Below are 24,285 nucleotides of genomic sequence, written 5' to 3'. Positions count from 1 at the left end.
CGCTGCGCGAGCATCGTCTCGCTCCCGGTTGCATAATGGAGAGCAATGGCGATATCGGACATCAACGAGTACGCGCACCTGAGTGACACGGACGTCGAGGCACTCGGCGCGGAACTCGACGCACTGCGCCGCCGGGTCGAGGCGGAGCTCGGTGAGCGCGATGTCCGTTACCTGCGACGGACCATCCTCGCCCAGCGCGCTCTGGAGGCCGCCGGGCGGCTGGCGCTGTTCGGCAGCCGGCGCCGCTCGCTGTGGCTGGCCGGGACGGCGGCGCTCGCGCTGTCGAAGATCATCGAGAACATGGAGCTCGGGCACAACGTGATGCACGGGCAGTGGGACTGGATGAACGACCCCGAGATCCATTCCACGTCGTGGGAGTGGGACATGGTGTGCGCGTCGCCGCACTGGAAGCACTCGCACAACTACATCCACCACAAGTACACCAACATCGTCGGCATGGACGACGACGTGGGTTACAAGGTCCTGCGCGTCACCCGCGACGAGCCGTGGGAGCCACGGCGGCTGTTCCAGCCGGTGTCGAATCTGGTGCTCGCGGCGACCTTCGAGTGGGGGATCGGCCTGCACGACATCAACATCGGCGGTGTCCGCAAGGGTGAGCAGACATGGGCGGAGACCAAACCCAAGGTCAAACTGTTCGCGGCCAAGATCGCCAAGCAGGTGGCCAAGGACTACGTCTTGTTCCCGGTGCTGAGCGGCCCGAACTACCGGCACACGCTCACCGCGAACGCGACGGCCAACCTGATCCGCAATCTGTGGGCCTATGTGGTGATCTTCTGCGGCCACTTCCCCGACGGCGCCGAGAAGTTCACCGTCGACACCCTGGAGAGCGAAACGCGCGGTCAGTGGTACCTGCGTCAGATGCTCGGCACCGCCAACTTCGACGCCGGGCCCGCGCTGGCCTTCCTGAGCGGCAACCTCTGCTACCAGATCGAGCATCACCTCTACCCGGATCTGCCGAGCAACCGGCTCGCCGAGGTCGCGGTGACCGTCCGGGAGATCTGCGACAAGTACGACCTCCCGTACAACTCCGACAGCTTCACGCTGCAATACCTGCGCACGCTGCGCACCATCAACAAGCTCGCCCTGCCCGACAGCTGGCTCCTCGACACCGTCGACGACGCCCCCGAGACCACCTCCGAGCACCGCTTCGACGCGATGCCGACCCGCGCCCCGGGCCTGCGCACCGCGCTGACCCGGATGACGACGTCCCGGGCGTCGCGCGCGCTCCGCGCCCGCAAGCTGTAGCGAGCGCCGTCGCCCGTCGCGACACCCGATCGGCCCGCGCGACATGCGTCCCGCAGGCGACGGCCCCGCATGTCGCGCGAGGTGCGATACGTCGTGTTCGGGGCTGGTTGTCGCTTCTGCTCGCGCGGCCGGGGCCGGGCGGCTACCCTCAGCGCAGGATCGCGCGCGGGGTACACCCGTGTGCCCGATGACGAGGAGTTCCCATGCGTTCGACCGCCTACCGCCTTCTGCTGCTGCCCGCGGCGGCCGCCGCCGTGCTCACGCTCGGTGCCTGCGGCAACGACAGCGACGGCGTGCACTCGGACTCCACGCACGACAACGCCTACATCACCGCCCTCAAGGCCGCCGGGGTGGACGTCAGCGACCGCGATGCCCGGATCTCCGAGGGCAAGCAGGTCTGCAAGGACCTCAAGGACGGCAAGCAGGTGATCTCGTACGACGGCTCCGCCGGTGCCGACACCGCCCAGAAGGCGGCGCTCGCCGGCGCCGCCGTGGGTGCCTTCTGCCCGGACATGCAGTCCAAGCTGATGCCGACGGGCCTGCCCACCGGCTAGTGTCGCGTGTCGAAAATTCATTGACGGTATGCCGCGGCCAGATGAACGCCTGGCGGCGTTGTCGTCGGTCAGGATACCTACCGGTATCCCTCCCTCCTCCGCCTTGCCGGCCGCCCATCTGACTCACGGCAACCATTCAACAACTTTCAACACGCGACACTAGCGGAATCAGTGTGGCCCGCGGGTAGACGATCAGTGTTCTGGGGTGATGATCTCGCACGTCGGGCCATGCGCTTTCGCGAGTTTCCGGTCCAGGGTCAGGAAACGGCATCCAATCAGTTCCGCGGTCGCGACATACGCGGCGTCGTACGTGGTGATGTTCGAGCGCAGCGCCCAGGCACGTCGGGCGATCACGTCGAACGGCATGAAGGCGAAGGGCATGCGGGTCAGACGGTCGAGTGCGTTGGCGCCGGCGGCCGCGTCGAGAACGCCGCGGATGGTGCTCCGGCGGATGATGTTGCCGACCTCGTAGGGAAGCAGGCTCGGCGCTGCGCAGGCCCACTCGGGGAGAAGTCGTCTCGACCATTCGCCTTCCGGCCCATTGTCGATGAGCGCAGCGGTGATGACGGAGGAGTCGACTACCTGGAAACTCACTAGGCCGTGTCTCCTAAATCTTCTCCGAAGGCATCGGTGGATCCGCTGGGCGGCTGGCAAGGCGGAGGAGGGAGGCATAGCGGCGCTATGCCGACTGACGACAATGCCGCCGGGCGCTGCGCGGGTCGCCGAGGACCGGAAAGAGACTTAGGAGACATGGCCTAGGACGCGACCTTAGCGGCGATCTGCGTCACGATCGGCGAGAATCTCCTCGGTGGTGATTGAGGTGGGATGGACCCGCTGTGCCGCCCGGACCTCTGCGATGAGGTCGGCCATCGACGGGCGAGCCGCGAGGTCGGAGACCTGCTTCAACATGTATTCCTGCAGCGACTGGCCGCCCCGCGCGGCACGTGCGGCGAGTTCGTTCCGGACCTCGTCCGGGACGTTGCGGATGGTGATCGTCGTCATGCCGCTATTTTAGCGGCATTGCCGCAGTTCTGCCGTGAGCTTCCTGAGTCACGGACCCGGATCGGGTTCGGCGTTCTCCGGCGGGGCGTCGGCGGGGGTGTCGTCGCGGACGGCGACCAGCAGTTCCCGGACGGCCATCGCGCGGCGGTGGGAGTCGCCGGGCAGATCGTCGAGGGCGCATTCGGGGTCGGCGGGCGGGCCGAGGTGCGTGCAGCCGCGCGGGCAGTTCTCGATCGCATCGCGCAGGTCGGCGAAGGCATCGATGATCTCGTCCGGGGTCACGTGGGCCAGCCCGAACGACCGGATACCCGGGGTGTCGACCACCCAGGTCCGCTCGGCTTCCGCTCCGTGGGCGCCGACGTCCGCCTCCTGAGCTCCGGCGTCCGCCCCCTGAGCTCCGTCGAAGGGAAGCGGCAGGGCCACCGACTGTGTGGACGTGTGCCGTCCCTTCCCGACGCCGGAGACCCGGCCGACGGCGCGGTCGGCGTCCGGCACCAGGCGGTTGACCAGCGTCGACTTACCGACACCGGAATGCCCGATAAGCGCGGTGAGGTGGCCGTCGAGCGCGTCGCGCAGGGTGTCGAGAGGGTCGTCGCGCCCGGCGACGATGACCGGGAGGTGCAGGTCGGCGAAGTGCGCGGCGAACGCGGCCGGGTCGGCGAGGTCGGACTTGGTGAGACACAGGATCGGAACCAGACCACCGGCGTAGGCGGCCGCGAGCGCCCGCTCCACGAAGCCGGTGCGCGGCGGTGGGTCGGCCAGCGCGGTCACGATCAGCAGCTGGTCGGCGTTGGCGACGACGATCCGCTCGTACGGGTCCGCGTCGTCGGCGGTGCGGCGCAACACGGTGGTGCGGTCGTCCACCCGGACGATCCGGGCCAGGGTGTCCGGCCGGCCGGACAGGTCGCCGACCAGGCCCACCCGGTCGCCGACGACGATCGGGGTGCGGCCGAGTTCGCGTGCCCGCATCGCGACCACCCGGCGGTCCGGGTCGCCGCCCAGCACGCAGCCCCAGCGGCCGCGGTCGACGGAGACCACCATCGCGGTCTCGGCGTCGTCGTGCGCCGGCCGCTTCTTGGTGCGCGGACGGGTGCCCTTGCCGGGACGGATCCGGACGTCGGACTCGTCGTAGGAACGGGCGGAGCGGCCCACGTCAGTTCGCGTCCAGCATCTCGGTCCACATCTCGGGGAAGCGCGGCATGGTCTTCGAGGTGGTCTCCACGTTCTCCACCGTCACCCCGTCGACCACCAGGCCGAGCGCCGCGCCGGCGGTCGCCATCCGGTGATCGGCGTAGGTCCGCCACTGGCCGCCGCGCAGCTCACCGGGTTCGTGACCGGTGATCACCAGGCCGTCGTCGGTCTCCCGGCAGGTCCCGCCCAGCCGGTTGATCTCGGCGGTCAGCGCCGCGAGCCGGTCGGTTTCGTGGCCGCGCAGATGCTCGATCCCCCACAGCGTGGACGTGCCCGCCGCCACCGCGCAGAGGGCCGCGATGGTCGGGGTGAGTTCGCCGACGTCGCGCAGGTCGGCGTCGATCGCGTGCAGCCGCGGCGGGCCGGTCACGGTGAGCGTGCCGTCGTCGGACGCGGCGGTGTCACAGCCCATGTCGATGAGGATCGAGACGATCTCGGCGCCGGGCTGAGTGGTGGTCTCGGGCCAGCGCGGGACGCGAACGGTGCCCCCGGTGATCGCGGCGGCGGCCAGGAACGCGGCGGCGTTCGAGAGGTCGGGCTCGATCACCCAGTCGACCGCGCGGATCGGGCCCGGGCTCACCTCCCAGCGCGTCACCGCGCCGGACGGATCGGTGCCGGTCCGCACGCGCACACCGGCGGTGGCCAGCATGTCGACGGTCATCTCGATGTGCGGCATGGACGGCACGGGCGCGCCCAGATGCGCGATCTCGGCGCCGGTGTCGAAACGCGCCGCCGACAGCAGCAGACCGGACACGAACTGCGACGACGCCGACGCATCGATGGTCACCGCGCCCCCGGCCACGGCACCGGTGCCGCGCACGGTGAACGGCAGGCCGTCGCCGTCGATCGCGACTCCGAGCTTGCGCAGGGCGTCGAGCACCGTGGTCAGCGGCCGGGAGTGGGCCTGCTCGTCGGCGTCGAACCGCACCGGCCCGGCGGCCAGGGCGGCGGCGGCGGGCAGGAACCGCATGACAGTGCCGGCCAGGCCGCAGTGCACGTCGGCGCCGTGCAGCGGGTGCGGCGTGATCGTGAGGTCGGTGGGGTCGCCGGGCGCGGCGGTCACGCCGATGCCCATCGCCTCGAGGCCCGCGAGCATCAGATCGGTGTCGCGGCTGCGGAGCGTCCCGGTCAGGTGCGACGGGGCGTCGGCCAGCGCGGCGAGGATCAGCGCGCGATTGGTGATCGACTTGGAACCGGGCAGTTCGACGGTGGCATCGACGGGTCGTGCGGCGGTCGGGGCGGCCCAATCAGTCATGAGTCTCAGTCTGTCATGTCGGCGGTGACGGAGCGGCGGGCCCGCGCCCGCAGAACATCGGCCGTCTCAGCGCCGCCGGCGGCGATATGCCCTCGGCGGCGTCCCAGCGGCCGATCTCCTGCGCGCTCACGGCGCTACCGTGAGTCCATGGCCGAACACAGCGCCGGAATCCTGCTCTACCGCGGTCGCGGCGACGATCTGCGGGTCCTTCTGGTCCATCCGGGCGGGCCGTTCTTCGCGAAGAAGGACGATGGCGCGTGGTCGATCCCGAAAGGACTGGTCGAGGAGGGCGAGGATCTCCTGGCGGCGGCCCGCCGTGAGTTCGCCGAAGAGACCGGGCACGCGGTGCCGGACGGTATCGCCACCGACCTGGGGCAGGTGCGCCTGCGCAGCGGCAAGTACGTGACCGCGTTCGCGCTGCAGGGTGACTTCGACCCGGATACGCTGCGCAGCAACACCTTCGAGCTGTCCTGGCCGCCGCGGTCGGGCCGGACCCAGGTCTTCCCCGAGGTCGACCGGGCGGGCTGGTTCGGCGTCGGCGAGGCCGCGGTCAAGTTGAACCCCGCCCAGGTGCCGTTGATCGAGCGACTTCGCGAAGCGCTCGGTGCGGGGTAGCCGGCGTCAGCCGGCCGCCAGGAAGCCGGCGAGCCGGTCGAGTCCGGCGCGCAGGTCGTCGTCGCCGGTCGCGTACGACAGGCGGACGTAGCGTTCCGCGCCGAGGGTGCCGAAGTCCTTGCCGGGGGTCAGTGCGACGTGCGCCTCGTCCAGGACCCGGTCGCAGAAGTCGGTGGCCGACAGGCCCGTGCCCGAAACGTCGAGGTAGACGTAGAACGCGCCGTCGGGTTCGACCGGCACGGTGATGCCTGGAAGGCCGGCCAGTCCGTCGAGAACGAGTCGCCGGCGTCGCCGGAGGACGGCGCGGCGTTCCTCGGCGACGGCCAGGGTCTCCGGGGCGAAGCAGGTCAGCGCCGCGACCTGCGTGGGCGTCGGCGGGCAGATGTAGTAGTTCTGCGCGAGCCGCTCGGCCACCGGGATCATCTTGTCGGGCACCACCATCCAGCCCAGGCGCCAGCCGGTCATGCCGAAGTACTTGGAGAAGCTGTTGACCACCACGGCGCCCGGATCGTCGGCGGCGACGCTCCGGCGCTCGCCGTCGGCCAGACCGAGGTAGATCTCGTCGACGATGCGCCACCCACCGCGGTCGTGCGTCGCGTGACTCAGGTCGAGAAGGTCCTGGTGGGGAAGGCTGGTGCCGGTCGGGTTCGACGGCGAGGCGACCATCACCCCGCGGGTGCGCTCACTCCAGGCGTCCGCGACGGCGGCGGCGTCGAGCTGGAATCGCGATTCCGGTCCGGTGGGCAGCAGCCGCACCTGCGCGCCGAAGCTCTCGGCGAAGCGCCGGTTGCACGGATACGACGGGTCGGCGACCAGGACCTCGTCGCCCGGATCGATCAGTGCCGCGCACGCCAGCAGGAGCGCCGCCGATGCGCCGGTGGTGACCACGACGCGCGCCGGGTCGATCGGCGCCCCGAACCGCTCGCGGCTGAACCCGGCGATCGCGGCCCGCAGCTCGGGGGCGCCCAGGGCGCCGGTGTACGGCATCGGGCGGCCGTCGCTGATCCGCCGGATCTCCTCGAGAAACGCCGGGGGCGCCCCGAAATCCGGTTCTCCGAGGTTGAGCTTCACCACGTGGGTGCCGCGGGCTTCCAGTTCGGCGGCCCGCCGTCCGTACTCCATCGCGTAGAACGGGCTGACGGCCTGGGCGCGCCGGGAGAACTCCATGGGGAGATCGTAGTGTCGAGCCTCGGAAGAGCTGTGCCGCCGGTTCGGAGGCCGGGCGTAGCCGTGATATATCTGTATATCCGGATATTAGGATGGAGTTACGGATGGCTGGGATTCTCATCGCGGGCGCCGGCGCCGTGGGGGTGGCTGCGGCCGGTCTGGCGGGTGAGAGCGCGCAGATCGCCGTCGCCTCGCGGAACGCGGAAGGTGCGCGGACGTGCCGGAGCGGCCGGGGTCGCCGACGGTCGTCGCGGACGGTGGAGGTGCTGACGTACGAGGACGCGGCATCCCGGGAGTGGGACGTCGTCGTGTTATCTGTGCCTCCGGCGGAGGTCGACGCGGAAGTGCTCGATTTCGCGGCTGAGCACGCCGGCGTCGTCGCCACGATGAGCAAGGTTCCGGGCGACCTGGAACTCCTCAGCCGGCGGCTTCCCGCAGCCGAGGCGGTCCTGGCGGCGCCGTCGTTCTTCGCGTGGAGCCGCGGCCCGGTCACCGACGCCTGGGCACCGGGGCGCGCCCTGTTCGAGCTCTCCGGGCCGGACGATGCGGTGGCGCGGGCGGCAGCGGCCTTCGGCCGCGCCGCGAATGTGGTTCCGATCGAATCCGGGCTGGCCCGCACCGCGTGGACGATGCCGTACATGGCCGAGCTGGCGGTGCAGGACGGGGATTGGGGACGGCTGTTGCAGAATCTCGCCCGACCCGGCGCCGCGGCAGCGGAGGCTGTGCGGTCGATCGACGGCGAGCGGCATCGGCCGGTGCCGCGGGCGGTGGCCTGGTGCGGGTTGCGGCTCTTCGGGTTGATGGCGCCGTTCGACGCGCCCGCGTACGCGCGGTCACATTTCGGTCGTCATGCGCGTCAGAGTCTCGCCATGCTCGACGCCTGGGCCGACCGCGACGCCGCCGACCATCCCGCACTCGATGACCTGCGCGGCGCGCTTGCCGACAAGCTCGGCCGATGAGTCACGCCGAACGGGTCGACGGGCTCATCGAAGACCTGCATCCGCTGTTCCGGGCGCTGGGCGAGCCGCTGCGTCTCGCGCTCGTGCGCTGCCTGCTCGCCGCGGACGACGGGATGAGTGTCGCCGCGCTGATGGCGGCGGTCGATGCGCCGCAATCGACGGTGTCCCGGCACCTCGGAATACTCCGGGACACCGGCGTGGTGGCCGCGCAGCGTGATGGAACCACCCGGATCTACCGCGTCACGATCGACGATGCGACTGTCGACTCCCTGGACGCACTGGTCACGACCATCCGTGCTTGCCGGGCCGACGGGCACTGAACCCGTCGGCCGGTGCGGTTCAGCCGGGGATCCAGTTGAACTCGTCCGGGTTCGGGCCGCGGCGGCGGTCCGCGTTGAGGGCGGCGATCGCGGCGAGCTGGTCGTCGTTCAGGGAGAAGTCGAAGAGGTCGAAGTTCTCGCGCAGGCGCTCCGGGTGAGACGACTTGGGGAAGACGATGTCGCCGCGCTCCAGGTGCCAGCGGAGCACCACCTGGGCCACGCTGCGGCCGGTGTCGGCGGCGATACCGAGCAGGACCGGGTCGTCCAGGACGTCGCCCTGGGCGATCGGGGACCACGCCTCGGTGGCTATGCCGTGCTCGCGGCCGAAGGCGCGCAGCGGGTTCTGCTGCAGGTAGGGGTGGACCTCGATCTGGTTGACGGCCGGAACGGTCCCGGTCTCGTCGAGCAGGCGCTGCAGGTGCGGGATCTGGAAGTTGGCGACGCCGATCGCGCGGGTCAGACCCTGCTCGGCGAACTCCTCCATGGCGCGCCAGGTGTCGACGAAGTCGCCGACCGCGGGCATCGGCCAGTGGATCAGGTACAGGTCCAGCGGGCCGCCGAGCGCGTCGACGCTGCGGGCGGTGGCCGCGCGCGCGGCCTCGGGATCGTGCGCGTCGTTGTTGAGCTTGCTGGTCACGAAGATCTCGTCGCGGGCGATCCCGGACTCCGCGATCGCCTCACCGACCTCGCGTTCGTTGCCGTACATCTGCGCGGTGTCGATGTGCCGGTAGCCGACGCCGAGCGCGTCCAGGACCACCTGTTTGGTGTCCTTCGGTGCGATCTGGAAGACGCCGAGGCCCAGCTGCGGGATGGTGACGCCGTTGTTCAGGGTGATCTGCGGAACCGTGGTCATAGTCCGGTTCAACGCGGCCGGGATCCGGGGCATTCCCCGGTTCGGGTGGGAAGTCGTCGGGCACCGTCTCCGGGTGATCACCGATTTCCGGCCCGGATCCCTCAGCCGCGGGTGACTCGGCGGCCCCGCTGAGGCACGGTGGAGACATGAGCACGCACACCCCCGAACACAAGCGCACCTCGGCGCTGAAGATCGCCCTCGTCATCCTCGGCATCCTGATCCTGGCCTCGATCGCCGGCGCCCTCATCAAGGCGGTCCTGTGGATCGCTGTCGTGGTGCTGGTGGTGGTCGGCGCGATCACCGTCGCCCGGTTCTTCGCCAAGCACGATTAAGGCCGTGTCTCCTGAGTCTCTTTCCGGTCCTCGGCGGCCCGCGCAGCGCCTGGCGGCGTCGTCGTCGGCCGGCATAGCGCCGCTATGCCTCCCTCCTCCGCCTTGCCGGCCGCCCAGCGGATCCTCCGATGCCTTCGGAGAAGACTCAGGAGACGACACGGCCTCGCGTCGGCTGCTGTCTCGTGGTTGCTGAGCGGCCACGAAACAGCAGCCGAGGTCCCGGACGTCAGGGCCGCACGACGTACTTGCCGCGCGGATGCGGTCCGCTGACCGCCTCCAGCGCCCGCGCGGTCTCCGCGAGGGGATAACTCCCGGCGATCTCGATGACGATCCGCCCCGCCGCGGCATCGGCCACCAGTCCGGGAACCGCCTCGCGGCGATGCCGCCGCGACTCCTCGGTGCTGCCGCCGACCACGACGATCCCGTCGCCGGTCCGGCCCCACGCCGCGATGCTGACGATCCGGTCCGCGGGCACCAGCGCCAGCGATACGTCGATCGCCTGGTCGGAGCCCACCGTGTCGGCGACGGCGGTCACCGGCGTGGGTGCCGCGGCGTCGACCGCGGCCGCGAGATCGCCCCGGTAGTCGACGGGGATCGCGCCGAGTCCGCGCAGGTAGTCGTGGTTGGCGGCCGACGCGGTGGCGATGACGGTCGCCCCGGCGGCGACCGCGCGGGCGGTCACGATCGCCCCGACCGCGCCGGCACCGCCGTGCACCAGCAGCACGTCGTCGCCGGTGACACCCAGCGTCGCGAGGATGTCGGCCGCGGTGACGCCGGCGAGCAGCAGCGCCGCGGCAGAGTCGTCGTCGAGCCCGTCCGGGATGGCGTGCACGTTCGGTGCCGGAGCCGTCACGTACTCGGCGAACGCGCCGGTGGCCGGGTAGACCACCACGCGGTCACCCGGGCTGACCTCGGTGCCGGTGCCGGCCGCGTGCACCACTCCGGCCGCCTCCCCGCCGATCCGCAACGGCAGCTTGGCCGGGTCGTTGCCGACCTGCCCGCGGACCTGCTTGGCGTCGAACGGATTGACCCCCGCGGCGGTCACCCGCACCACCACCTCGCCGGGCCCGGGCTCGGGGACCGGCGTCTGGACCGCCGCCAGGGAATCGGCGGGTTCTCCGTACTGTGTCGCGACGATACTGATGGTCATGGGCGCCAGGGTAGCGTTAGGTTCGGAAACGGGCTGTCCACGAAGGGGAACGACATGCTGCCACTGAGCGTCATCGGCTGGATTCTGATCGGCGGCCTCGCCGGCTGGCTCGCGGCCAGGCTGATGAAGCGGACCGATTCGCTCGGTCTGCTGCTGAACGTGGTGGTCGGCGTGATCGGCGGCCTGGTCGGTGGTTTCATCCTCAAATTCTTCGGGGTCAACGTCGACGAGGCGGGCTGGGGCTTCAGCTTCCTGACCTGCCTCGGTGGTGCGTGCCTGCTGATCTGGCTGATGAGTCTGGTCAACTCCAAGCAGCGCAACTGACCCGGCGATGTCCGCGGCGGGACTGCTCGACGATCTGGCGGGGATCGTCGGCGGCGCTCACGTCCTGACCGATCCGGCGATCACCGCCGGATACCTCACCGACTGGACCGGCCGCTGGACGGGCGACGCCCTCGCCGTGGTCCGGCCCGGCAACACCGCCGAGGTGGCCGGCGTGGTACGACGCTGCGCCGGGTCCGGGGTCGCGATCTGTCCGCAGGGCGGCAACACCGGCCTGGTCGGCGGCTCCGTCCCGCCCGTCGGGATGTCCGCGATCGTCCTGTCCACCGCGCGGCTGGACTGGATCGACGACGTCGACGTCCCCGGTCGCGCGGTCGGCGCGGGCGCGGGGGTGCCGCTGGCCCGCCTGGAACGCCGCGTCCACGCCGCCGGTCTGGCCTTCGGGGTCGATCTCGCCGCGCGCGACAGTGCCACCGTCGGCGGCATGGTCGCCACCAACGCCGGCGGGATCCACGTGGTCCGGTACGGCTCGATGCGTGCGCAGGTCCTCGGTATCGAGGCCGTCCTCGCGTCCGGCGAGGTGCTGCGCCGCTGGCGGCCGCTCCGCAAGGACAACGTCGGATACGACCTGCCCGGGCTGCTCACCGGCAGCGAGGGCACCCTCGCGGTGATCACCGGGGTCCTCCTCCGGCTGGTCCCGCAGCTGCGGCGGACCGCGTCGGCGATCGCGGCGGTCGATCACCCGGCCGCCGCGCTGCGTATGCTGACCGCGATCGAGGAGGCCGGGCTGGTGGTCTGCGCCGCCGAGCTGATGATCAGGCGCGGCATGGATCTGCTCGCCGAGCACGGGCATCGTCGTCCGTTCGCCGACCCGCCGCCGTATCTGCTGCTGGTCACGGTCGAGGCCGCCGGGGCCGACCTCGCCGCGGCGCTGGAGGCGGCCGGTGTGGCCGACGCCGTGCTGGAGGAGGGCTCGGCCGCGCAGCTGTGGGCGGTCCGGGAGGCGCACACCGAGATCATCGCCCGCGCCAGCACCACCCCCGTCGTCAAGCTCGACGTGTCGGTGCCGCTGCCGGCGCTCGGTGATCTGATCGGCGCCGTCGACCCGCTCGCCGCCGAATTCGGTGCCCGGCACATCCCGTTCGGCCACCTCGCCGACGGCAATCTGCACGTGAACCTGCTCGACGTCGATCCGGCCCGCGCCGACGAGCTCACCGACCGGGTGCTGCGGGCCGTGACCGGGCTCGGCGGAAGCATCAGCGCCGAACACGGCGTCGGCCGGGCGAAGGTGCCGTGGCTGGATCTGTCGCGCTCGCCCACCGATCTGGCCGCGATGCGCGCGGTGAAGTCGGCGCTGGACCCGCGGGGGGCCCTGAATCCGGGCGTGCTGGGGATGGCGCCGGTGACGCCGCCTGGCCGGGGCCTGTGACCTCAGTTACTGTGAGTCGTAGTCACATGTAGATTTCGGGGAAGGCTGGACGATGGGCGAGAAGCGACTCGATCACGACGCGGTGATCGTCGGTGCGGGCTTCGGCGGCATGGGTGCCGGGATGGAACTGCGCAGGCAGGGCCTGGAGAACCTGGCGATCCTGGAGCGCGAGGACGATCTCGGCGGCACCTGGCACGTCAACCACTACCCGGGGCTCGCGGTGGACATCGCCTCGGTCACCTACTCGTACTCGTTCGAGCCCAACCCGCACTGGTCGCGGCTCTTCGCGCCCGGCGCCGAACTGAAGAAGTACGCCGAACACATCGCAGACAAGTACGACCTGCGACGGCACATGGAATTCGGCGTTGCGGTGGTCCGCGCCGAATGGGACGACGACGGCCGGTTCTGGACCGTCCACACCGACGACGGGCGCAGCCGCACCGCGCGCTATCTGGTGACCGCCACCGGATTCTTGAGCCAGCCGCACATCCCGGATTTCCCCGGGATCGGCGACTTCACCGGCGAGATCCTCCACACCACGGCCTGGGACGACGACTACGACGCCACCGGCAAGCGCGTCGCGGTGATCGGCACCGGCGCGACGGCGGTGCAGCTGATCCCCGAGCTCGCCCGGAAGGCCAAGGCGCTCACCGTCTTTCAGCGCACCCCGATCTGGGTGGTGCCGAAGATCGACTTCGCGATCCCGGACGGCGTGCAGACCCTGTTCGAGAAGGTGCCGCTGACGCAGAAGGCGGCCCGGCTGGTCAACACCTCGCTCCTGGAAGCGCTGATGGTCTTCGGTGTCCTGCACTTCAAGCAGGCCAAGCCCGGCAACAAGCTCGCGGCGCTGCTCTCGAAGGCGCACCTGCGCGCGCAGGTGCGCGACAGGAGGACCCGCCGGGAACTGACGCCGTCGTACGACTTCGGCTGCAAGCGGCCCACGTTCTCGAACACCTACTTCCGGGTGTTCAACCAGCCGAACGTCACGCTGCAGACGTCGCCGATCGAGCGGTTCACGCCGGGCGGGATCATCAGCGAGGACGGCACCGAAACCGAGATCGACACGCTGGTGCTGGCGACCGGATTCAACCTCTGGGACACCAACTTCCCGGCCTTCCAGATCATCGGGCGCGACGGCCGCGATCTGGGGAAGTGGTGGCGCGAGGGCCGCTTCCAGGCATACGAGGGTGTCGCGGTGCCCAAGATGCCGAATCTGCTGAGCCTGAACAGCCCGTACTCGTACAGCGGACTGAGCTACTTCACCACCATCGAGGGGCAGATGAAGCACATCGCCCGGCTCTTCACCGAACTGCGACGCCGCGGCGCCCACACCTTCGAGGTGACCGAGGACGCCAACACGCGCTACCTCGACCGCTCCACCAAGGCGCTCGACTCGTCGGTGTTCTACGCCGGGGACTGCGCGACGTCACGCAGCTACTACTTCAACCAGCACGGCGAGGCGACGCTCCTGCGCCCGTCGTCGACCCTCGCGACCCTGCACGAGATGGACAGCTTCCCGCTGGACGACTACTCGTACGCGTGAGAAGAGGCGTGGCCTCGACAAGGCCTCGTTCCTCGGCCTACTCAGCCGGCTGGACAAGGCCTCGTTGAGCCGGTCGAGTCCTTCGACTCCGCTCAGGAACCACCGGTCGAGTCCCGCGGGGTCGAGACTGAGTCGAAGCCACGTCCGGCGGATCAGCGCTGATTCTCGTCGGGCGACCGGTCGACGACGACGCCGTCGATCTCGATCGGCGCGGTGACCGCCCTTCGACTCCGCTCAGGAACCGCGGGCCGGTGTTTGGCCTCGTAGAGGGCCTGGGCGTCGGACAGGCGCACGATCTTCACCTTGTCGGCCAGCTTCGGGTCGAGTCCGTTGTTGCGCAGCAGGTGGCGCCGGTAGACGTCCTTCAGGGCGATCTGGAAGTAGAGTAAGGGGATCGCCAGGAGCAGCACCATGCCGCCGCGCACCCACCACGGCGCGGGGATGAAGCACAGGCCCACGGCGATCGGGACGAAGGGCACGAAGCCGCGGAGGAGATACCGCAGCGTGTTGCGCCGGCCGGTGATGTCGCGGCGCACCCAGTCCCGCATCGATTCGGGGAGCGGCCGCCCGAGCAGATAGCCCAGTCGCTGCAGCGGGCCCGGCCGGTGGTTCCTGAGCGGAGTCGAAGGGTGGTTCCTGAGCGGAGTCGAAGGGGTGGTACTCATCGCGCCGCCTCCAGCAGCTCGGGGCCGTTGTTGGCGACCCGGTTGACCAGGGGAGAGACCTCGCGGATCTCGATGGCGTCGGCCAGCGTCAGGTCGGGCGGGGCCAGCAGGCCGGGGTCGGCGGGATGGTCCGGGTCGAGCCAGGCGGCCCAGTACTCGAACGGCATGATCAGCGGCATCCGGTCGTGGATCTCCCGGTGGGCGCCGACGGCCTCGGTGGTCAGGATCGCCGCGCTGGAGATCCAGGCGTCGTCGTTCCCGGCTTCCCGGTCCTCGGGTGAGCGCCACGCCGTCCACAACCCGCCGATGAACAGTCGTGAACCGTCGCGCGGGGACATGTAGAACGGGATCTTGGTGGGCTTTCCCCGGCTGTCCAGGGGGCCGGCCTGCCATTCGTACCAGCCGTCCATCGGGAACAGGCAGCGCTTGTTCTTGGCTGCGGCCCGGAACGCCGGCTTCTCCGTCACGGTCTCGGCGCGGGCGTTGAACAGCAGCGGTCCCTTGCCGAACTCCTTGGTCCACGGCGGGATCAGGCCCCAGCGCATGGCGCGCACCCGACGGTCGACGGGCTCGGCGGCGTCGCCGCGTTCATGCCGGTCGACGACGGTCATCACCGTGGTGGTGGGTGCGACGTTGTAGTTCGGGCCGAGGTCGTCGGACTCCGGAACCTCGTTGCGGGCGTCGATCTCGGCGGCGAGCTTCGCCGGATCCGTCGCCACCGCATACCGTCCGCACATGTCCCCATTGTCGCACCCGCAGAAACGGACGAGGCGTCCAGTATGCTTGCGCCGCGGCGCTTCGGTCGGGCGCCAACGCACAGCGAAGGGACACCGTCGATGACTTCCGGAGTCGAGCCGCAGATCCTCACCTCGCCCAACGGCCCCACCCATGGCCTGGCCGCGTCGACCCTTGCCCTTGGCGCACCGGAGGCGATCCGGGCCGGCACGTTCTGGAACAGCCCCGAACGGCCGGACACCGGCCGGTTGGTGGCCTCGCGCGAGGAGAAGATAGAGCTGGCGCGGGACTGGAAGATCACCAGCAGCGAGTCGTGGCTGGAGGTGACCGACAAGACCCTCCGGGCGGCCTCCGCGGTCGCCGAACCCGGCGAGGAGGCGCTGAATATTCGGCACCACCTGCTCGTCGAGCGGGCCGCCAGCTACCTGTCGTTGGACGAGTGGCTGCCCGCTGTCGACGCCCAGCAGCAGGTGCGCGGTTGGGACGACGAACGGACCGATGCCGTCCTGCGCGCCGCGGTGAAGGCGTTCCACGCCGAACAGGCGCTGGCCGAAGAAGGACTCCTGCCGCCTGGCGAGTACGTTCGCAGTCTGTTCGCCTACGACTTCGCCGCCGCCGCACACCTGATCAACACCGGGGCACGTGCGGGCTTCTCCGACCCGAAGACGGTGAACGCCATGATCGACGCTCTCGGCGCGAATGCTGCCGCGATGTACCCGTCATGGCCGTCGTTCGGTGCCGCTTATGTCCTCGCCCACTCCATGTTCGACGGCGGATACCCGAGCGATCAGGTATTCCGGAAAGCCGCGGACATCACGAAGCTGCTGCTGTCGAGCACGGCGAGCCCGTGGACGAACATTCCGTACCCCGCGGGCCGCTGACGGCGGCGATGCACGGAAGGTGGACGTCGGACCGCGGCCCGGTCCCGCGATGAACGAGCTACTCGAGCGGTACGTGCAGACCCGCGGCGACGATGACCCGCCGTGGCCGGTACCGGCCACGCTGGCGGCGGCAGCGGCCGGTGAACTGCGTGCGCAGCCCGGCGGTGCACTGTACGGCGAGACCGCGCAGGCCTTCGCCCTCGGCGCATCGATCGCACTGACCCGCGGCGCGTGCTGGAACGCCCTGGACCTGCCGGACTGCTCGGTCTACGACGCCCGCGTGATCCTGTCGGCCGAGCTGGGAGTGAACAATCCCGGCGACTGGGTGGGGTACCTGAGCGGAGTGCTCGATCCGGCGTCGCCCGGCGACATCGAGGCGATCCTGCAGGTGCGTGCCGACCTGATCCGGGCGTGCGGTGGTGACCTTCCGGCAGCGTGGGTCGACGGACTGCACGACTGGCTGCACCGCACCGAGCAGTCCGACAGTGCCCATGAGCGGCTTGCCCAGCTGGCCCCGCGGATCACCGAGGTCGACGCCTGGCTCACCGGCGCGGGGCTGCAGGCCGCGGGCAACCACGTCAACACCGTCGTGGGATATCAGGCGGCCTACGCGGTCTCCACGATCTGCCTCGGGGCCAAGGCAGGGTATGCCGATCATGCGGCCGTCACCCAGTCGCTGCTGGCCGCGCGCGACCTGATCGGGACGCGCTGCGCGTCCTGGCATGAGCACGCGGTCTCCGTGGTCGCCGGCGCGACGTTACTGGCGAATCCGGGGGAGGAACATCGCCGGTTCGAGAGCGTCCTGTCCGCGGTGGCGACCTGCCTCATCGACCCGGAGAGCCCGTGGCGGGTTCTCCGGTTTCCCCTAGCGGACCTGAATATCGACGACTTCGAGGAGCAGTCATGGGACTTCTGAATTCGATCAAGAGAACGCCGGGCCGGATCCGGCAGGAGAAGCTGGCGAACAAGAAGGACACCAGGGAGGAGATAGACGCCGCGATCCGGCGCGACTACAGCGCGATTCCGTGCGCGGCGCTCCCGGACGGACCGCTGTACGGGCCGCTCGCCCAGGGCCTGGCGGTGGTCTGTCCGATGAGTGTCAGCCACGGCGGATGGTGGAATTCGCTCACGTCGGTGGGCCACATGGAACCCCGAGAAGGCCTGGACCTATACGGCATCACCGACGCCGAGGGCTGGATGAACGCATTGAACTCGCTGGTCAATAGCGGCTGGGGTGACTGGCACTCCTACGAGGCGGTCCAGATCCGTACACGCTACAAGCGTGCGCGCGAGTTGCCGACCATCACCGACGCCGATTGGGCGTCGGCGATCGACGCGGAGGTGGCGGGCGCCGGCGGCTCCCCGGAGTTCGCCGAGGCGCTGCGCGGGGCCATCCCCGGGATCCGCCGGGCCGAGGACACCGTACGGATGTCGCAGTTGCTCGGCGCGGACGAGGAAGCCGAGGCCCTCGACGGCTACGACTACCTCAGGGCCGGTGCGGTCGCGAAATGGGGTGTGAATGTGGGCTACGGAGAGAAGCATGTGGTCGCCAACGTCGCCATGATGTGCCGGGACTCGGCGTCAGATCTGTACTCGGGCTGGCGCGAGTACGCGATCGGCTGCAACGTCGGGCGGATCGTCACCTATCCGGACACTTGGGGCAACGGCATCGCCGACGCGCTGTTCATGATGCGGCCGCTGTTGGACAACCCCGAATCGCCGTGGAACAACATCCCGTTCCCGGCGGAGCGTGTCCTGCCGGCGGACGATGACCAGCCCGGGGACTGAGTGTTCGGGAACAACTGTGCCCGTCGCGGTGTTGACCTGACTCGATAGGCGACTACGGACAACGCCTCGGAGGTGACGCCAGACATGACGATCGCAGTCCTGCACGACAGGCCGCAACCCATGCGCGCAAAGCTAGACTTGATCCAGCACATCTCCACAGAAGGGACCCTTGTGCCTGACGAGGCCACCGATGCTCCAGAGACCCCGGAGGAGCTCACCGCGCGGTTCGAGCGGGACGCTCTGCCGCTGCTCGACCAGCTCTACGGTGCCGCGCTGCGGATGACGCGTAACCCGGCGGACGCCGAGGATCTGGTGCAGGAGACCTACGTGAAGGCCTTCTCGGCGTTCTCGTCGTTCAAGAAGGGCACCAATCTCAAGGCGTGGATGTACCGCATCCTCACCAACACCTACATCAACTCGTATCGCAAGAAGCAGCGGCAGCCCGCGCAGTATCCGACCGACGAGATCACCGACTGGCAGCTCGCGGCGAACGCCGAGCACACCTCCACCGGCCTGCGGTCGGCCGAGGTGGAGGCGCTCGACGCCCTGCCCAACAGCGAGATCAAGGACGCGCTCGGGCAGCTGCCGGAGGATTTCCGGATGGTCGTCTACTACGCCGACGTCGAAGGACTCCCCTACAAGGAGATCGCCGAGATCATGGACACCCCGATCGGCACCGTGATGTCCCGGCTGCACCGCGGCCGCAAGCAACTGCGGGAGCTTCTCGCCGACGTCGCGCGCGAGCGCGGTATCGGCCGCGCGAAGAGCGAGGCGACCCGATGACCGCCGGCACCCCGGACCACGGGGAACGGCTCGACTGCTCGGCGGTACTCGCCGACATCTTCCTGCTGCTCGACAACGAGTGCGACCTCAACGCCCGCGCACGGCTGCAGGAGCACCTCGAGGAGTGCCCGTCGTGCCTGGAGCACTACGCGGTGCAGCAGCAGATCAAGGAACTGCTTCGGCGCAAATGCTGCGAGGCCGCGCCGGAGGGCCTGCGGGAACGACTGCGCGTCGAGATCCGGCGAACCGTGATCGTGCAGCAGACGACGATCCGCGCCGACCCGAGCGCTCCCTAGCCTCGGCAGCGATGCGAACGGCCCGGCCCCGAGTGATCGGGGCCGGGCCGTCGTCGTCTTGTCTATGCGAAGACTCAGGCGTTCGGGCGGTTGCCGTGGTTGGCCTTGTTCTTCTTACGTGCACGCTTCTTGCGTCCGCGCTTACCCATGACGGACCTCCTGACATCTCTAGGGAAAAGATCATCGATGATTCTGTCACGCCGCGGCCGGTCGGCGTTAATCGCCTGATCTACGATGGGCGACGATGGCCACCCTTCACGACCTGCTCGCCGAGCACACCGACCTGTCCGATCCGGCCGCGCTGCACCTGCAGCGGCTGGTGGCCGAGTGGCAGCTTCTGGCGGATCTCTCCTTCGCCGACTACGTGCTCGCCGTGCCCGGCGCCGACCACCGGCAGGTGTACGTGGCGCAGGTGCGCCCCAACACCGCATCGACCCTGTTCCCGCACGACGAGGTGGGCCACCGCGTCGACTCGCCGGCCAGCCCGCAGGGCGCCAATCCGTTCGTGACCCGGGCCTTCGTCAGCGGGCGGATCGAACGGGACGACGTCGCCCGGCGATTCGGCGACCTGCTGGTGGAGCGCATCGCCGTGCCGGTGACCTTCGGCGGCGAGGTGATCGCGGTCCTCGGCCGGACGGGTGACGCGTCCGGGACGCTGCCCCCGTCGCCGCTGGAGTCGGCTTACCGGGACGCCGCCGACGCACTGTGCCAGATGGTCGTGGAGGGCACCTTCCCGCTCGACGAGGCGAACACGCTCGGCCTCTCCACGCCGCGCGCCGGCGACGGCTTCATTCGTCTGGACGCCGGCGGGCGAGTGGTCTACGCCAGCCCGAACGCGGTCTCGGCGGTGCATCGGATGGGCTGGACCGCCGAACTCGGGCACGCCCGGCTCGCCGACGTCTTCGCCCAGCTGCTCACCGATCCGTTCGACGCCGTCGATGTGGCGGCCACGCTGTCGGCGGCCTGCGGCGAGCGCGACGGTGGAACCGGCGCCGCGCTGCCCGCGGCCGACCTGCCGCTGCGCATGGAACTCGACGCCAGACGGGCCAGCGTGCTGATCCGCGCGGTGCCGCTGCGCAGTCGTGGGCAGAGCCGGGGTGCGGCACTGCTGATCCGAGACGTCACCGAGGTGAAGCGCCGCGACCTGGCGTTGATCAGCAAGGACGCCACCATCCGGGAGATCCACCACCGGGTGAAGAACAATCTGCAGAGCGTTTCGGCGCTGCTGCGGTTGCAGGCGCGGCGGTCCGGGAACGCCGAGACCACGGTGGCGCTGACCGAGGCGGTGCGCCGGGTCTCGTCGATCGCGCTGGTGCACGAGATGCTGTCGGGCAGCGTGGATGAGGAAGTGGATCTCGATGCGGTGGTCGACCGGCTGATCCCGACCCTGGCCGACGTCGGTGCGCCGAGTCCGTTCGCCGCGACGATCCGGGTGCGGCGGGGCAGTCGTCTCGGCGTGCTCCCGGCCGACCTCGCCATGCCCCTCGTGCAGGTACTCACCGAGGTCATGCAGAACGCGATCGAGCACGGGTTCACCGGTGAGACGCCCGCGCCGACGATCGTGGTGGACGGCGAGCGCGACCTGCGCGGTCTCACCGTCCGGGTGACCGACAACGGGGTGGGTGTCCCCGCCGGCTTCGATCTGGACTCCTCAGACCGGCTGGGCCTGCAGATCGTGCGCACCCTGGTCTCGAACGACCTCGGCGGCCGCATCTCGATCGGCCCGAATCCCGGCGCCCCCGGCACGCTGGTCGAGTTGAAGATCCCCCTGCACTGACCGGTTGTCCGTACCGTGACGTCTTCCGGCCGGTGCGGCCGCGGCGTCGGCGGGATGCGCAGGCCGGAAAGCCGGCCCGAGAAAATACGTCACAGTCGGGTCAGAACAGAAAGAAGCCCGGCCGTGAAGAGATCGGCCGGGCTTCTCGCTTGTCGCCGGAGCGTGCTCCGGCGGGGTCTCAGACCGCGCTGCGGGCGCGGGTGCGGGCGTTGCGGCGCTTGAGAGCGCGACGCTCGTCCTCGCTCATGCCGCCCCAGACGCCGGCGTCCTGACCGGTCTCGAGCGCCCAGCTCAGGCACTCGGCGGTCACCGGGCAGCGCTGGCACACCAGCTTGGCATCGGCGACCTGCGCGATGGCCGGGCCGCTGGTGCCCACCGGGAAGAACAGTTCCGGGTCCTCATCGCGACAGATGGCCTTGTGACGCCAGTCCATTTCATCTCTCCTTGCGGCATGACTCCAGGCGCACCACTTCATGGCGGCGCGTTGGAGCTCGTGGGTTGCTACGGGCTGTTAACAGCAGGTGCCTCACCTAGCAGGCGGCCGGTGACCCGGTGCGCTGGGGGCGGGAGTTTTGCTGTCTGTTACCGTTGTACTACCCTGTGCCGACATTTGGCTAGGGGTATTTTCTGATTGCCGGATAGATCACAAGGGGTTGCAATCAGTCGACACGGCAGTTACCCGTAGGTAACGAGCGGGTGTACGACGCTGTGACCTGCGGGAATGTCGGTAAGTCCTATTCGGGCTGTGCGGCGGCGACGTGCAGTACGTGCTTGCGGGTGCCGAACTCCAACTCGGTGTACCGGCCCAGGTAGTCGCCGTCCATCTGCACGTCGGCGGGCTCGGCCCCGGTGAAGCGGACCCACTCGACGTCGTCGTCGCGGAACAGATGCCGTGCGTGCGGGTTGTCCGAGCCGCGGAGCAACTGGCTGCCCAGGGCGATGTTGCGCAGGATCCCGACACTGGTGGCGGCGAACACGCCGAGGCCGTGATCGAAGTCGGTGTGCGGGTTGGTGGCGATCGGCCGCGTGCCGAAGTAGGTCCAGGGCCCGGTATTGCTGACGAAGCCGAAGCGCACCCCCTCGATCGGCTCGCGGTCGGGCACCGTAACGGTGAAGACCGGCGGCGTGACCGACGACGAGAAGAACGACGACACCGTGGTCGCGAAGTAGCGCTGGGCGGTGGCCTTCTTGCCCTTGCGGCGCTTGTCCTCCATGCGGCGCACGACGATCGCGTCCATCCCCATGCCCGCGTTGAACAGGAACCAGCGGTTCAGCGTGTGGCCGAGGCTGATCGGCCGCCGGCTGCCGGAGTCGAGCAGTAAGATCAGTTGTGCGGTCGCGACGATCGGGTCGCGGTCGATGCCGAGAGCGCGGGCGAAGACGTTGGCGCTGCCCCCGGGGATCACGCCGAGCGCGGGGAGGTCGGCCGGATCGACGGGCGACGGCCGATCGGGCGCGCCGAGGATGCCGTTGACCACCTCGTTGACGGTGCCGTCGCCGCCGTGCACCACCACCGCGTCGTATCCGTCGGCGGCGGCGCGGGCACCCAGCTCGCCGGCGTGTCCGCGATGCGTGGTGTGCTCCACGTCCACGTCGTACCGCGCGCTGAGGGTGTTGGCCAGGGTGTCCCGGCCGGCCGCGGTGGTGAAAGTGGCAAAAGGATTGGTGACCAGCATGACGCGCACGAGCAACCAGCCTACCGGTGGTGCCCGGCGCGGCCCGGTGCGGCCGGGGTCAAATAGGGTAGGGGCGTGAGCGATTCCGATTCCGCCCCGGTCGAACCCCGGCCGTCGTCCACGATCCCGGCGACCCTGCGGGCGGCGGGCGGCATCGTCTCGGCCCAAGGCCTGGCGGGCCTCTCCGTCGCGGTGGTCTACCTGATCCTCGCGCTCGTCGGGCACCACCACGAGTCGTGGGTCAGCGGCCCCGGCACCGCGCTGTGGTTCATCTGCATCTTCGGCGGCGTGCTGGCCGGCGGGATCGCGCTGTATCACGGACGGCGCTGGGGGCGTGCGATCGGCGTCATCACCAACATCCTGCTGATCCCGGTGGCGTGGTCGCTGCTGACCGGGTCGTCGTTGCTGGTCGACCACTACCAGGCGCTGTTCGGGGCGCCGCTGATGATCATCGTGCTCGTCGTCCTGGGACTGGTCTTCGCGCCGGTGTCGGTCCACTACCTCGCCGGGCACGACCTGCCGCCGGACGCCTGACAGGGCCGGAAGGCCCTGTGCGGGCCGACACATTAGGGTGGTGGGCATGACGCGCACGCTCGCCATCGCCAACCAGAAGGGCGGGGTCGCCAAGACCACGACCACGGCCTCCGTCGGGGCGGCCCTGGCCGACCTGGACGTGTCGGTACTGGTCGTCGACCTGGATCCGCAAGGCTGCCTGACCTTTTCGCTCGGACACGACCCCGATTCGCTGAGTAAGTCGGTCCACGACGTCCTCCTCGGCGCCGAGGACATCGCCGATGTGCTGCTCGACACCGACGACAATGTGACCCTGCTGCCGGCCACCATCGACCTCGCCGGCGCCGAGGCGCTGCTGCTGATGCGGCCGGGCCGCGAGTACGCGCTCAAGCGGGCGCTCGCCGAGGTGGCGCAGGACTTCGACGTGATCCTGATCGACTGCCCGCCGTCGCTCGGCGTGCTCACGCTCAACGGGCTCACCGCCGCCGACGAGGTGGTCGTGCCGTTGCAGTGTGAGACCCTCGCGCACCGCGGTCTGGGGCAGCTGCTCCGGACGGTCACCGAGGTGCAGCAGATCACCAACCCGGAACTGAAGACCCTGGGCGCCATCGCCACGCTGTTCGACGCCCGCACCACGCATTCGCGCGACGTGCTGTCCGACGTCGCCGATCGCTACCAGCTGCCCGTCTTGGATCCGCCGATCCCGCGGACCGTGCGCTTCGCCGAGGCCTCGGCGTCGGGCGCATCGGTGATGCGCGGGCGCAAGAACAAGGGCGCCACCGCCTACCGGGAACTCGCCGAGAACCTGTGGGGGCACTGGAACGGCAAGGATCTGCGGACCTTCGAGCTGGGCGGCTGACCGCTCGATAGCCGAGCGGGATTGTCCGGACTCCGCTGGCAGGTGTGACTGGGCTCTTCGAGGCTACGCAGCTTTCTGGTCAGGGCGCTGAGGCGTTGTTGACCGCAGGTCTACCCGCAGCAGCCGTACACCCAGCCGGAGCAGTACGCGCCGCCGCAGGACTACGTGCTGCCGCAGGACTACCCGGGGGCCGGCTATCAGCCGTCGGCCGCGCCGGTTCCGCCGGTGCCCGAGGTGCCGCCGATGCCGCAGCGGGGTCGTCGGGGTCCCGCCACGGATGATGGTGCCCATACCGGTGGTCAGCCGGTTTCGGAACTGCTCAACCGGCTCCGTGAGGGGTCGGGTGGCGGGTCGTCGAGCGGTCGCCGCCGCCGCGACTGACACCGCGCCTCAC

At 69.9% G+C, this 24,285-nt stretch carries 29 protein-coding genes; 17 read left to right on the top strand and 12 right to left on the bottom strand.

The annotated features are described in order from the left end of the window. Positions 1-45 precede the first annotated feature (45 nt). Together ACSEEN_RS16735 and ACSEEN_RS16730 are read left to right on the top strand one after the other, a co-directional pair. The gene (locus ACSEEN_RS16735; RefSeq protein ID WP_440713787.1) at positions 46-1,266 is read left to right on the top strand and encodes a fatty acid desaturase family protein; all 1,221 of its coding nucleotides are present in this window, start codon (positions 46-48) and stop codon (positions 1,264-1,266) included. Positions 1,267-1,469: 203 nt separating this feature from the next. Continuing rightward, entirely contained in the window at positions 1,470-1,820 is a 351-nt protein-coding gene (locus ACSEEN_RS16730; protein WP_247864872.1) for a DUF732 domain-containing protein, read from the top strand. 192 nt (positions 1,821-2,012) lie between these two features. Here the strand turns inward: ACSEEN_RS16730 and ACSEEN_RS16725 are convergent, their stop codons facing one another. The 4 genes from ACSEEN_RS16725 to aroA all read right to left on the bottom strand — a co-directional run bounded on the left by ACSEEN_RS16725 (position 2,013) and on the right by aroA (position 5,268). Continuing rightward, complete coding sequence (locus tag ACSEEN_RS16725) at positions 2,013-2,414, bottom strand: type II toxin-antitoxin system VapC family toxin (protein ID WP_247864871.1); 402 nt, start codon at positions 2,412-2,414, stop codon at positions 2,013-2,015. A 174-nt stretch (positions 2,415-2,588) separates the two neighbouring features. Further along, entirely contained in the window at positions 2,589-2,822 is a 234-nt protein-coding gene (locus ACSEEN_RS16720) for a FitA-like ribbon-helix-helix domain-containing protein (RefSeq protein WP_247864870.1), read from the bottom strand. Between the two features lie 48 nt (positions 2,823-2,870). Further along, the gene (gene rsgA, locus ACSEEN_RS16715) at positions 2,871-3,974 is read right to left on the bottom strand and encodes a ribosome small subunit-dependent GTPase A (RefSeq protein WP_247864869.1); all 1,104 of its coding nucleotides are present in this window, start codon (positions 3,972-3,974) and stop codon (positions 2,871-2,873) included. A gap of 1 nt (position 3,975) precedes the next feature. Next, on the bottom strand, positions 3,976-5,268 hold the full coding sequence (gene aroA / locus ACSEEN_RS16710) for a 3-phosphoshikimate 1-carboxyvinyltransferase (RefSeq protein WP_440713786.1): 1,293 nt from the start codon (positions 5,266-5,268) through the stop codon (positions 3,976-3,978). Positions 5,269-5,415: 147 nt separating this feature from the next. Here aroA and ACSEEN_RS16705 point away from each other — a divergent pair, with 147 nt between their 5' ends. Next, entirely contained in the window at positions 5,416-5,883 is a 468-nt protein-coding gene (locus tag ACSEEN_RS16705) for an NUDIX hydrolase (RefSeq protein ID WP_440713785.1), read from the top strand. A gap of 6 nt (positions 5,884-5,889) precedes the next feature. Here the strand turns inward: ACSEEN_RS16705 and ACSEEN_RS16700 are convergent, their stop codons facing one another. After that, on the bottom strand, positions 5,890-7,050 hold the full coding sequence (locus ACSEEN_RS16700) for an aminotransferase class I/II-fold pyridoxal phosphate-dependent enzyme (protein WP_440713784.1): 1,161 nt from the start codon (positions 7,048-7,050) through the stop codon (positions 5,890-5,892). Positions 7,051-7,154: 104 nt separating this feature from the next. Here ACSEEN_RS16700 and ACSEEN_RS16695 point away from each other — a divergent pair, with 104 nt between their 5' ends. Next, the gene (locus ACSEEN_RS16695; protein WP_440713783.1) at positions 7,155-8,009 is read left to right on the top strand and encodes an NAD(P)-binding domain-containing protein; all 855 of its coding nucleotides are present in this window, start codon (positions 7,155-7,157) and stop codon (positions 8,007-8,009) included. After that, positions 8,006-8,329, top strand: coding sequence for an ArsR/SmtB family transcription factor (locus ACSEEN_RS16690; RefSeq protein ID WP_440713782.1), 324 nt, complete (start codon positions 8,006-8,008; stop codon positions 8,327-8,329). The genes ACSEEN_RS16695 and ACSEEN_RS16690 overlap by 4 nt, the downstream gene beginning before the upstream one ends. A 19-nt stretch (positions 8,330-8,348) precedes the next feature. On the opposite strand, the gene ACSEEN_RS16685 is transcribed toward ACSEEN_RS16690, so the two are convergent. Next, entirely contained in the window at positions 8,349-9,182 is an 834-nt protein-coding gene (locus ACSEEN_RS16685) for an aldo/keto reductase (RefSeq protein ID WP_440713781.1), read from the bottom strand. A gap of 146 nt (positions 9,183-9,328) precedes the next feature. Between ACSEEN_RS16685 and ACSEEN_RS16680 the strand changes: the two genes are divergently transcribed. Then, positions 9,329-9,514 (top strand): hypothetical protein, encoded by a 186-nt coding sequence (locus ACSEEN_RS16680; RefSeq protein ID WP_247864862.1) that lies wholly within the window; start codon positions 9,329-9,331, stop codon positions 9,512-9,514. A gap of 226 nt (positions 9,515-9,740) precedes the next feature. Here the strand turns inward: ACSEEN_RS16680 and ACSEEN_RS16675 are convergent, their stop codons facing one another. Further along, the gene (locus ACSEEN_RS16675; protein ID WP_440713780.1) at positions 9,741-10,664 is read right to left on the bottom strand and encodes a quinone oxidoreductase family protein; all 924 of its coding nucleotides are present in this window, start codon (positions 10,662-10,664) and stop codon (positions 9,741-9,743) included. Positions 10,665-10,718: 54 nt separating this feature from the next. Between ACSEEN_RS16675 and ACSEEN_RS16670 the strand changes: the two genes are divergently transcribed. The 3 genes from ACSEEN_RS16670 to ACSEEN_RS16660 are packed head-to-tail and all read left to right on the top strand — an operon-like array spanning position 10,719 to position 13,918. Continuing rightward, entirely contained in the window at positions 10,719-10,988 is a 270-nt protein-coding gene (locus ACSEEN_RS16670; RefSeq protein ID WP_247864860.1) for a GlsB/YeaQ/YmgE family stress response membrane protein, read from the top strand. A 7-nt stretch (positions 10,989-10,995) separates the two neighbouring features. Continuing rightward, a complete protein-coding gene (locus ACSEEN_RS16665; protein WP_440713779.1) occupies positions 10,996-12,375 on the top strand; it encodes an FAD-binding oxidoreductase in 1,380 nt (459 codons plus the stop codon). Positions 12,376-12,427: 52 nt separating this feature from the next. Then, positions 12,428-13,918 carry a flavin-containing monooxygenase gene (locus ACSEEN_RS16660; protein ID WP_440713778.1) on the top strand — a complete coding sequence of 497 codons (1,491 nt, stop codon included), beginning with the start codon at positions 12,428-12,430 and terminating at the stop codon, positions 13,916-13,918. 152 nt (positions 13,919-14,070) lie between these two features. Here ACSEEN_RS16660 and ACSEEN_RS16655 read toward each other — a convergent pair whose 3' ends face one another. Next, positions 14,071-14,583, bottom strand: coding sequence for a DUF5313 family protein (locus ACSEEN_RS16655; RefSeq protein ID WP_440713777.1), 513 nt, complete (start codon positions 14,581-14,583; stop codon positions 14,071-14,073). Continuing rightward, a complete protein-coding gene (locus ACSEEN_RS16650) occupies positions 14,580-15,320 on the bottom strand; it encodes an SOS response-associated peptidase (protein ID WP_440713776.1) in 741 nt (246 codons plus the stop codon). The genes ACSEEN_RS16655 and ACSEEN_RS16650 overlap by 4 nt, the downstream gene beginning before the upstream one ends. Before the next feature lie 42 nt (positions 15,321-15,362). Here ACSEEN_RS16650 and ACSEEN_RS16645 point away from each other — a divergent pair, with 42 nt between their 5' ends. From ACSEEN_RS16645 to rsrA, 5 genes are all read left to right on the top strand, one after another. Beyond that, the gene (locus ACSEEN_RS16645) at positions 15,363-16,199 is read left to right on the top strand and encodes a DUF1266 domain-containing protein (protein ID WP_440713775.1); all 837 of its coding nucleotides are present in this window, start codon (positions 15,363-15,365) and stop codon (positions 16,197-16,199) included. Between the two features lie 49 nt (positions 16,200-16,248). Continuing rightward, positions 16,249-17,115 (top strand): DUF1266 domain-containing protein, encoded by an 867-nt coding sequence (locus ACSEEN_RS16640; RefSeq protein ID WP_440713774.1) that lies wholly within the window; start codon positions 16,249-16,251, stop codon positions 17,113-17,115. Next, on the top strand, positions 17,103-17,987 hold the full coding sequence (locus ACSEEN_RS16635) for a DUF1266 domain-containing protein (protein ID WP_440713773.1): 885 nt from the start codon (positions 17,103-17,105) through the stop codon (positions 17,985-17,987). Before ACSEEN_RS16640 ends, ACSEEN_RS16635 begins: the two co-directional genes overlap by 13 nt. 120 nt (positions 17,988-18,107) lie before the next feature. Next, the gene (locus ACSEEN_RS16630) at positions 18,108-18,770 is read left to right on the top strand and encodes a sigma-70 family RNA polymerase sigma factor (RefSeq protein WP_440713772.1); all 663 of its coding nucleotides are present in this window, start codon (positions 18,108-18,110) and stop codon (positions 18,768-18,770) included. Next, entirely contained in the window at positions 18,767-19,066 is a 300-nt protein-coding gene (gene rsrA, locus ACSEEN_RS16625; protein ID WP_247864854.1) for a mycothiol system anti-sigma-R factor, read from the top strand. Before ACSEEN_RS16630 ends, rsrA begins: the two co-directional genes overlap by 4 nt. Before the next feature lie 74 nt (positions 19,067-19,140). Here the strand turns inward: rsrA and ACSEEN_RS16620 are convergent, their stop codons facing one another. Further along, positions 19,141-19,215: a 50S ribosomal protein bL37 gene (locus ACSEEN_RS16620; RefSeq protein ID WP_371307617.1), complete on the bottom strand. Its 75-nt coding sequence runs from the start codon at positions 19,213-19,215 to the stop codon at positions 19,141-19,143. 95 nt (positions 19,216-19,310) lie between these two features. On the opposite strand from ACSEEN_RS16620, the gene ACSEEN_RS16615 reads away from it, so the two are divergent. After that, on the top strand, positions 19,311-20,843 hold the full coding sequence (locus ACSEEN_RS16615) for a sensor histidine kinase (RefSeq protein ID WP_440713771.1): 1,533 nt from the start codon (positions 19,311-19,313) through the stop codon (positions 20,841-20,843). Positions 20,844-21,021: 178 nt separating this feature from the next. On the opposite strand, the gene ACSEEN_RS16610 is transcribed toward ACSEEN_RS16615, so the two are convergent. Together ACSEEN_RS16610 and ACSEEN_RS16605 are read right to left on the bottom strand one after the other, a co-directional pair. Further along, positions 21,022-21,276 (bottom strand): WhiB family transcriptional regulator, encoded by a 255-nt coding sequence (locus tag ACSEEN_RS16610; protein ID WP_062393655.1) that lies wholly within the window; start codon positions 21,274-21,276, stop codon positions 21,022-21,024. Positions 21,277-21,577: 301 nt separating this feature from the next. Continuing rightward, positions 21,578-22,528, bottom strand: a complete 951-nt coding sequence (locus tag ACSEEN_RS16605; protein ID WP_440713770.1) for a diacylglycerol/lipid kinase family protein — start codon at positions 22,526-22,528, stop codon at positions 21,578-21,580. A 66-nt stretch (positions 22,529-22,594) separates the two neighbouring features. Here ACSEEN_RS16605 and ACSEEN_RS16600 point away from each other — a divergent pair, with 66 nt between their 5' ends. Together ACSEEN_RS16600 and ACSEEN_RS16595 are read left to right on the top strand one after the other, a co-directional pair. After that, positions 22,595-23,053, top strand: coding sequence for a hypothetical protein (locus tag ACSEEN_RS16600; protein ID WP_440713769.1), 459 nt, complete (start codon positions 22,595-22,597; stop codon positions 23,051-23,053). Positions 23,054-23,099: 46 nt separating this feature from the next. Further along, the gene (locus ACSEEN_RS16595; protein ID WP_247864850.1) at positions 23,100-23,891 is read left to right on the top strand and encodes a ParA family protein; all 792 of its coding nucleotides are present in this window, start codon (positions 23,100-23,102) and stop codon (positions 23,889-23,891) included. Positions 23,892-24,285: the final 394 nt, after the last annotated feature.

The sequence above is a fragment of the Gordonia marina genome (assembly GCF_052036135.1).
Lineage (GTDB): Bacteria > Actinomycetota > Actinomycetes > Mycobacteriales > Mycobacteriaceae > Gordonia.
The sequence above is the reverse complement of the archived record's forward strand: the minus strand, read 5'-3'. Positions and strand labels throughout refer to the sequence as shown.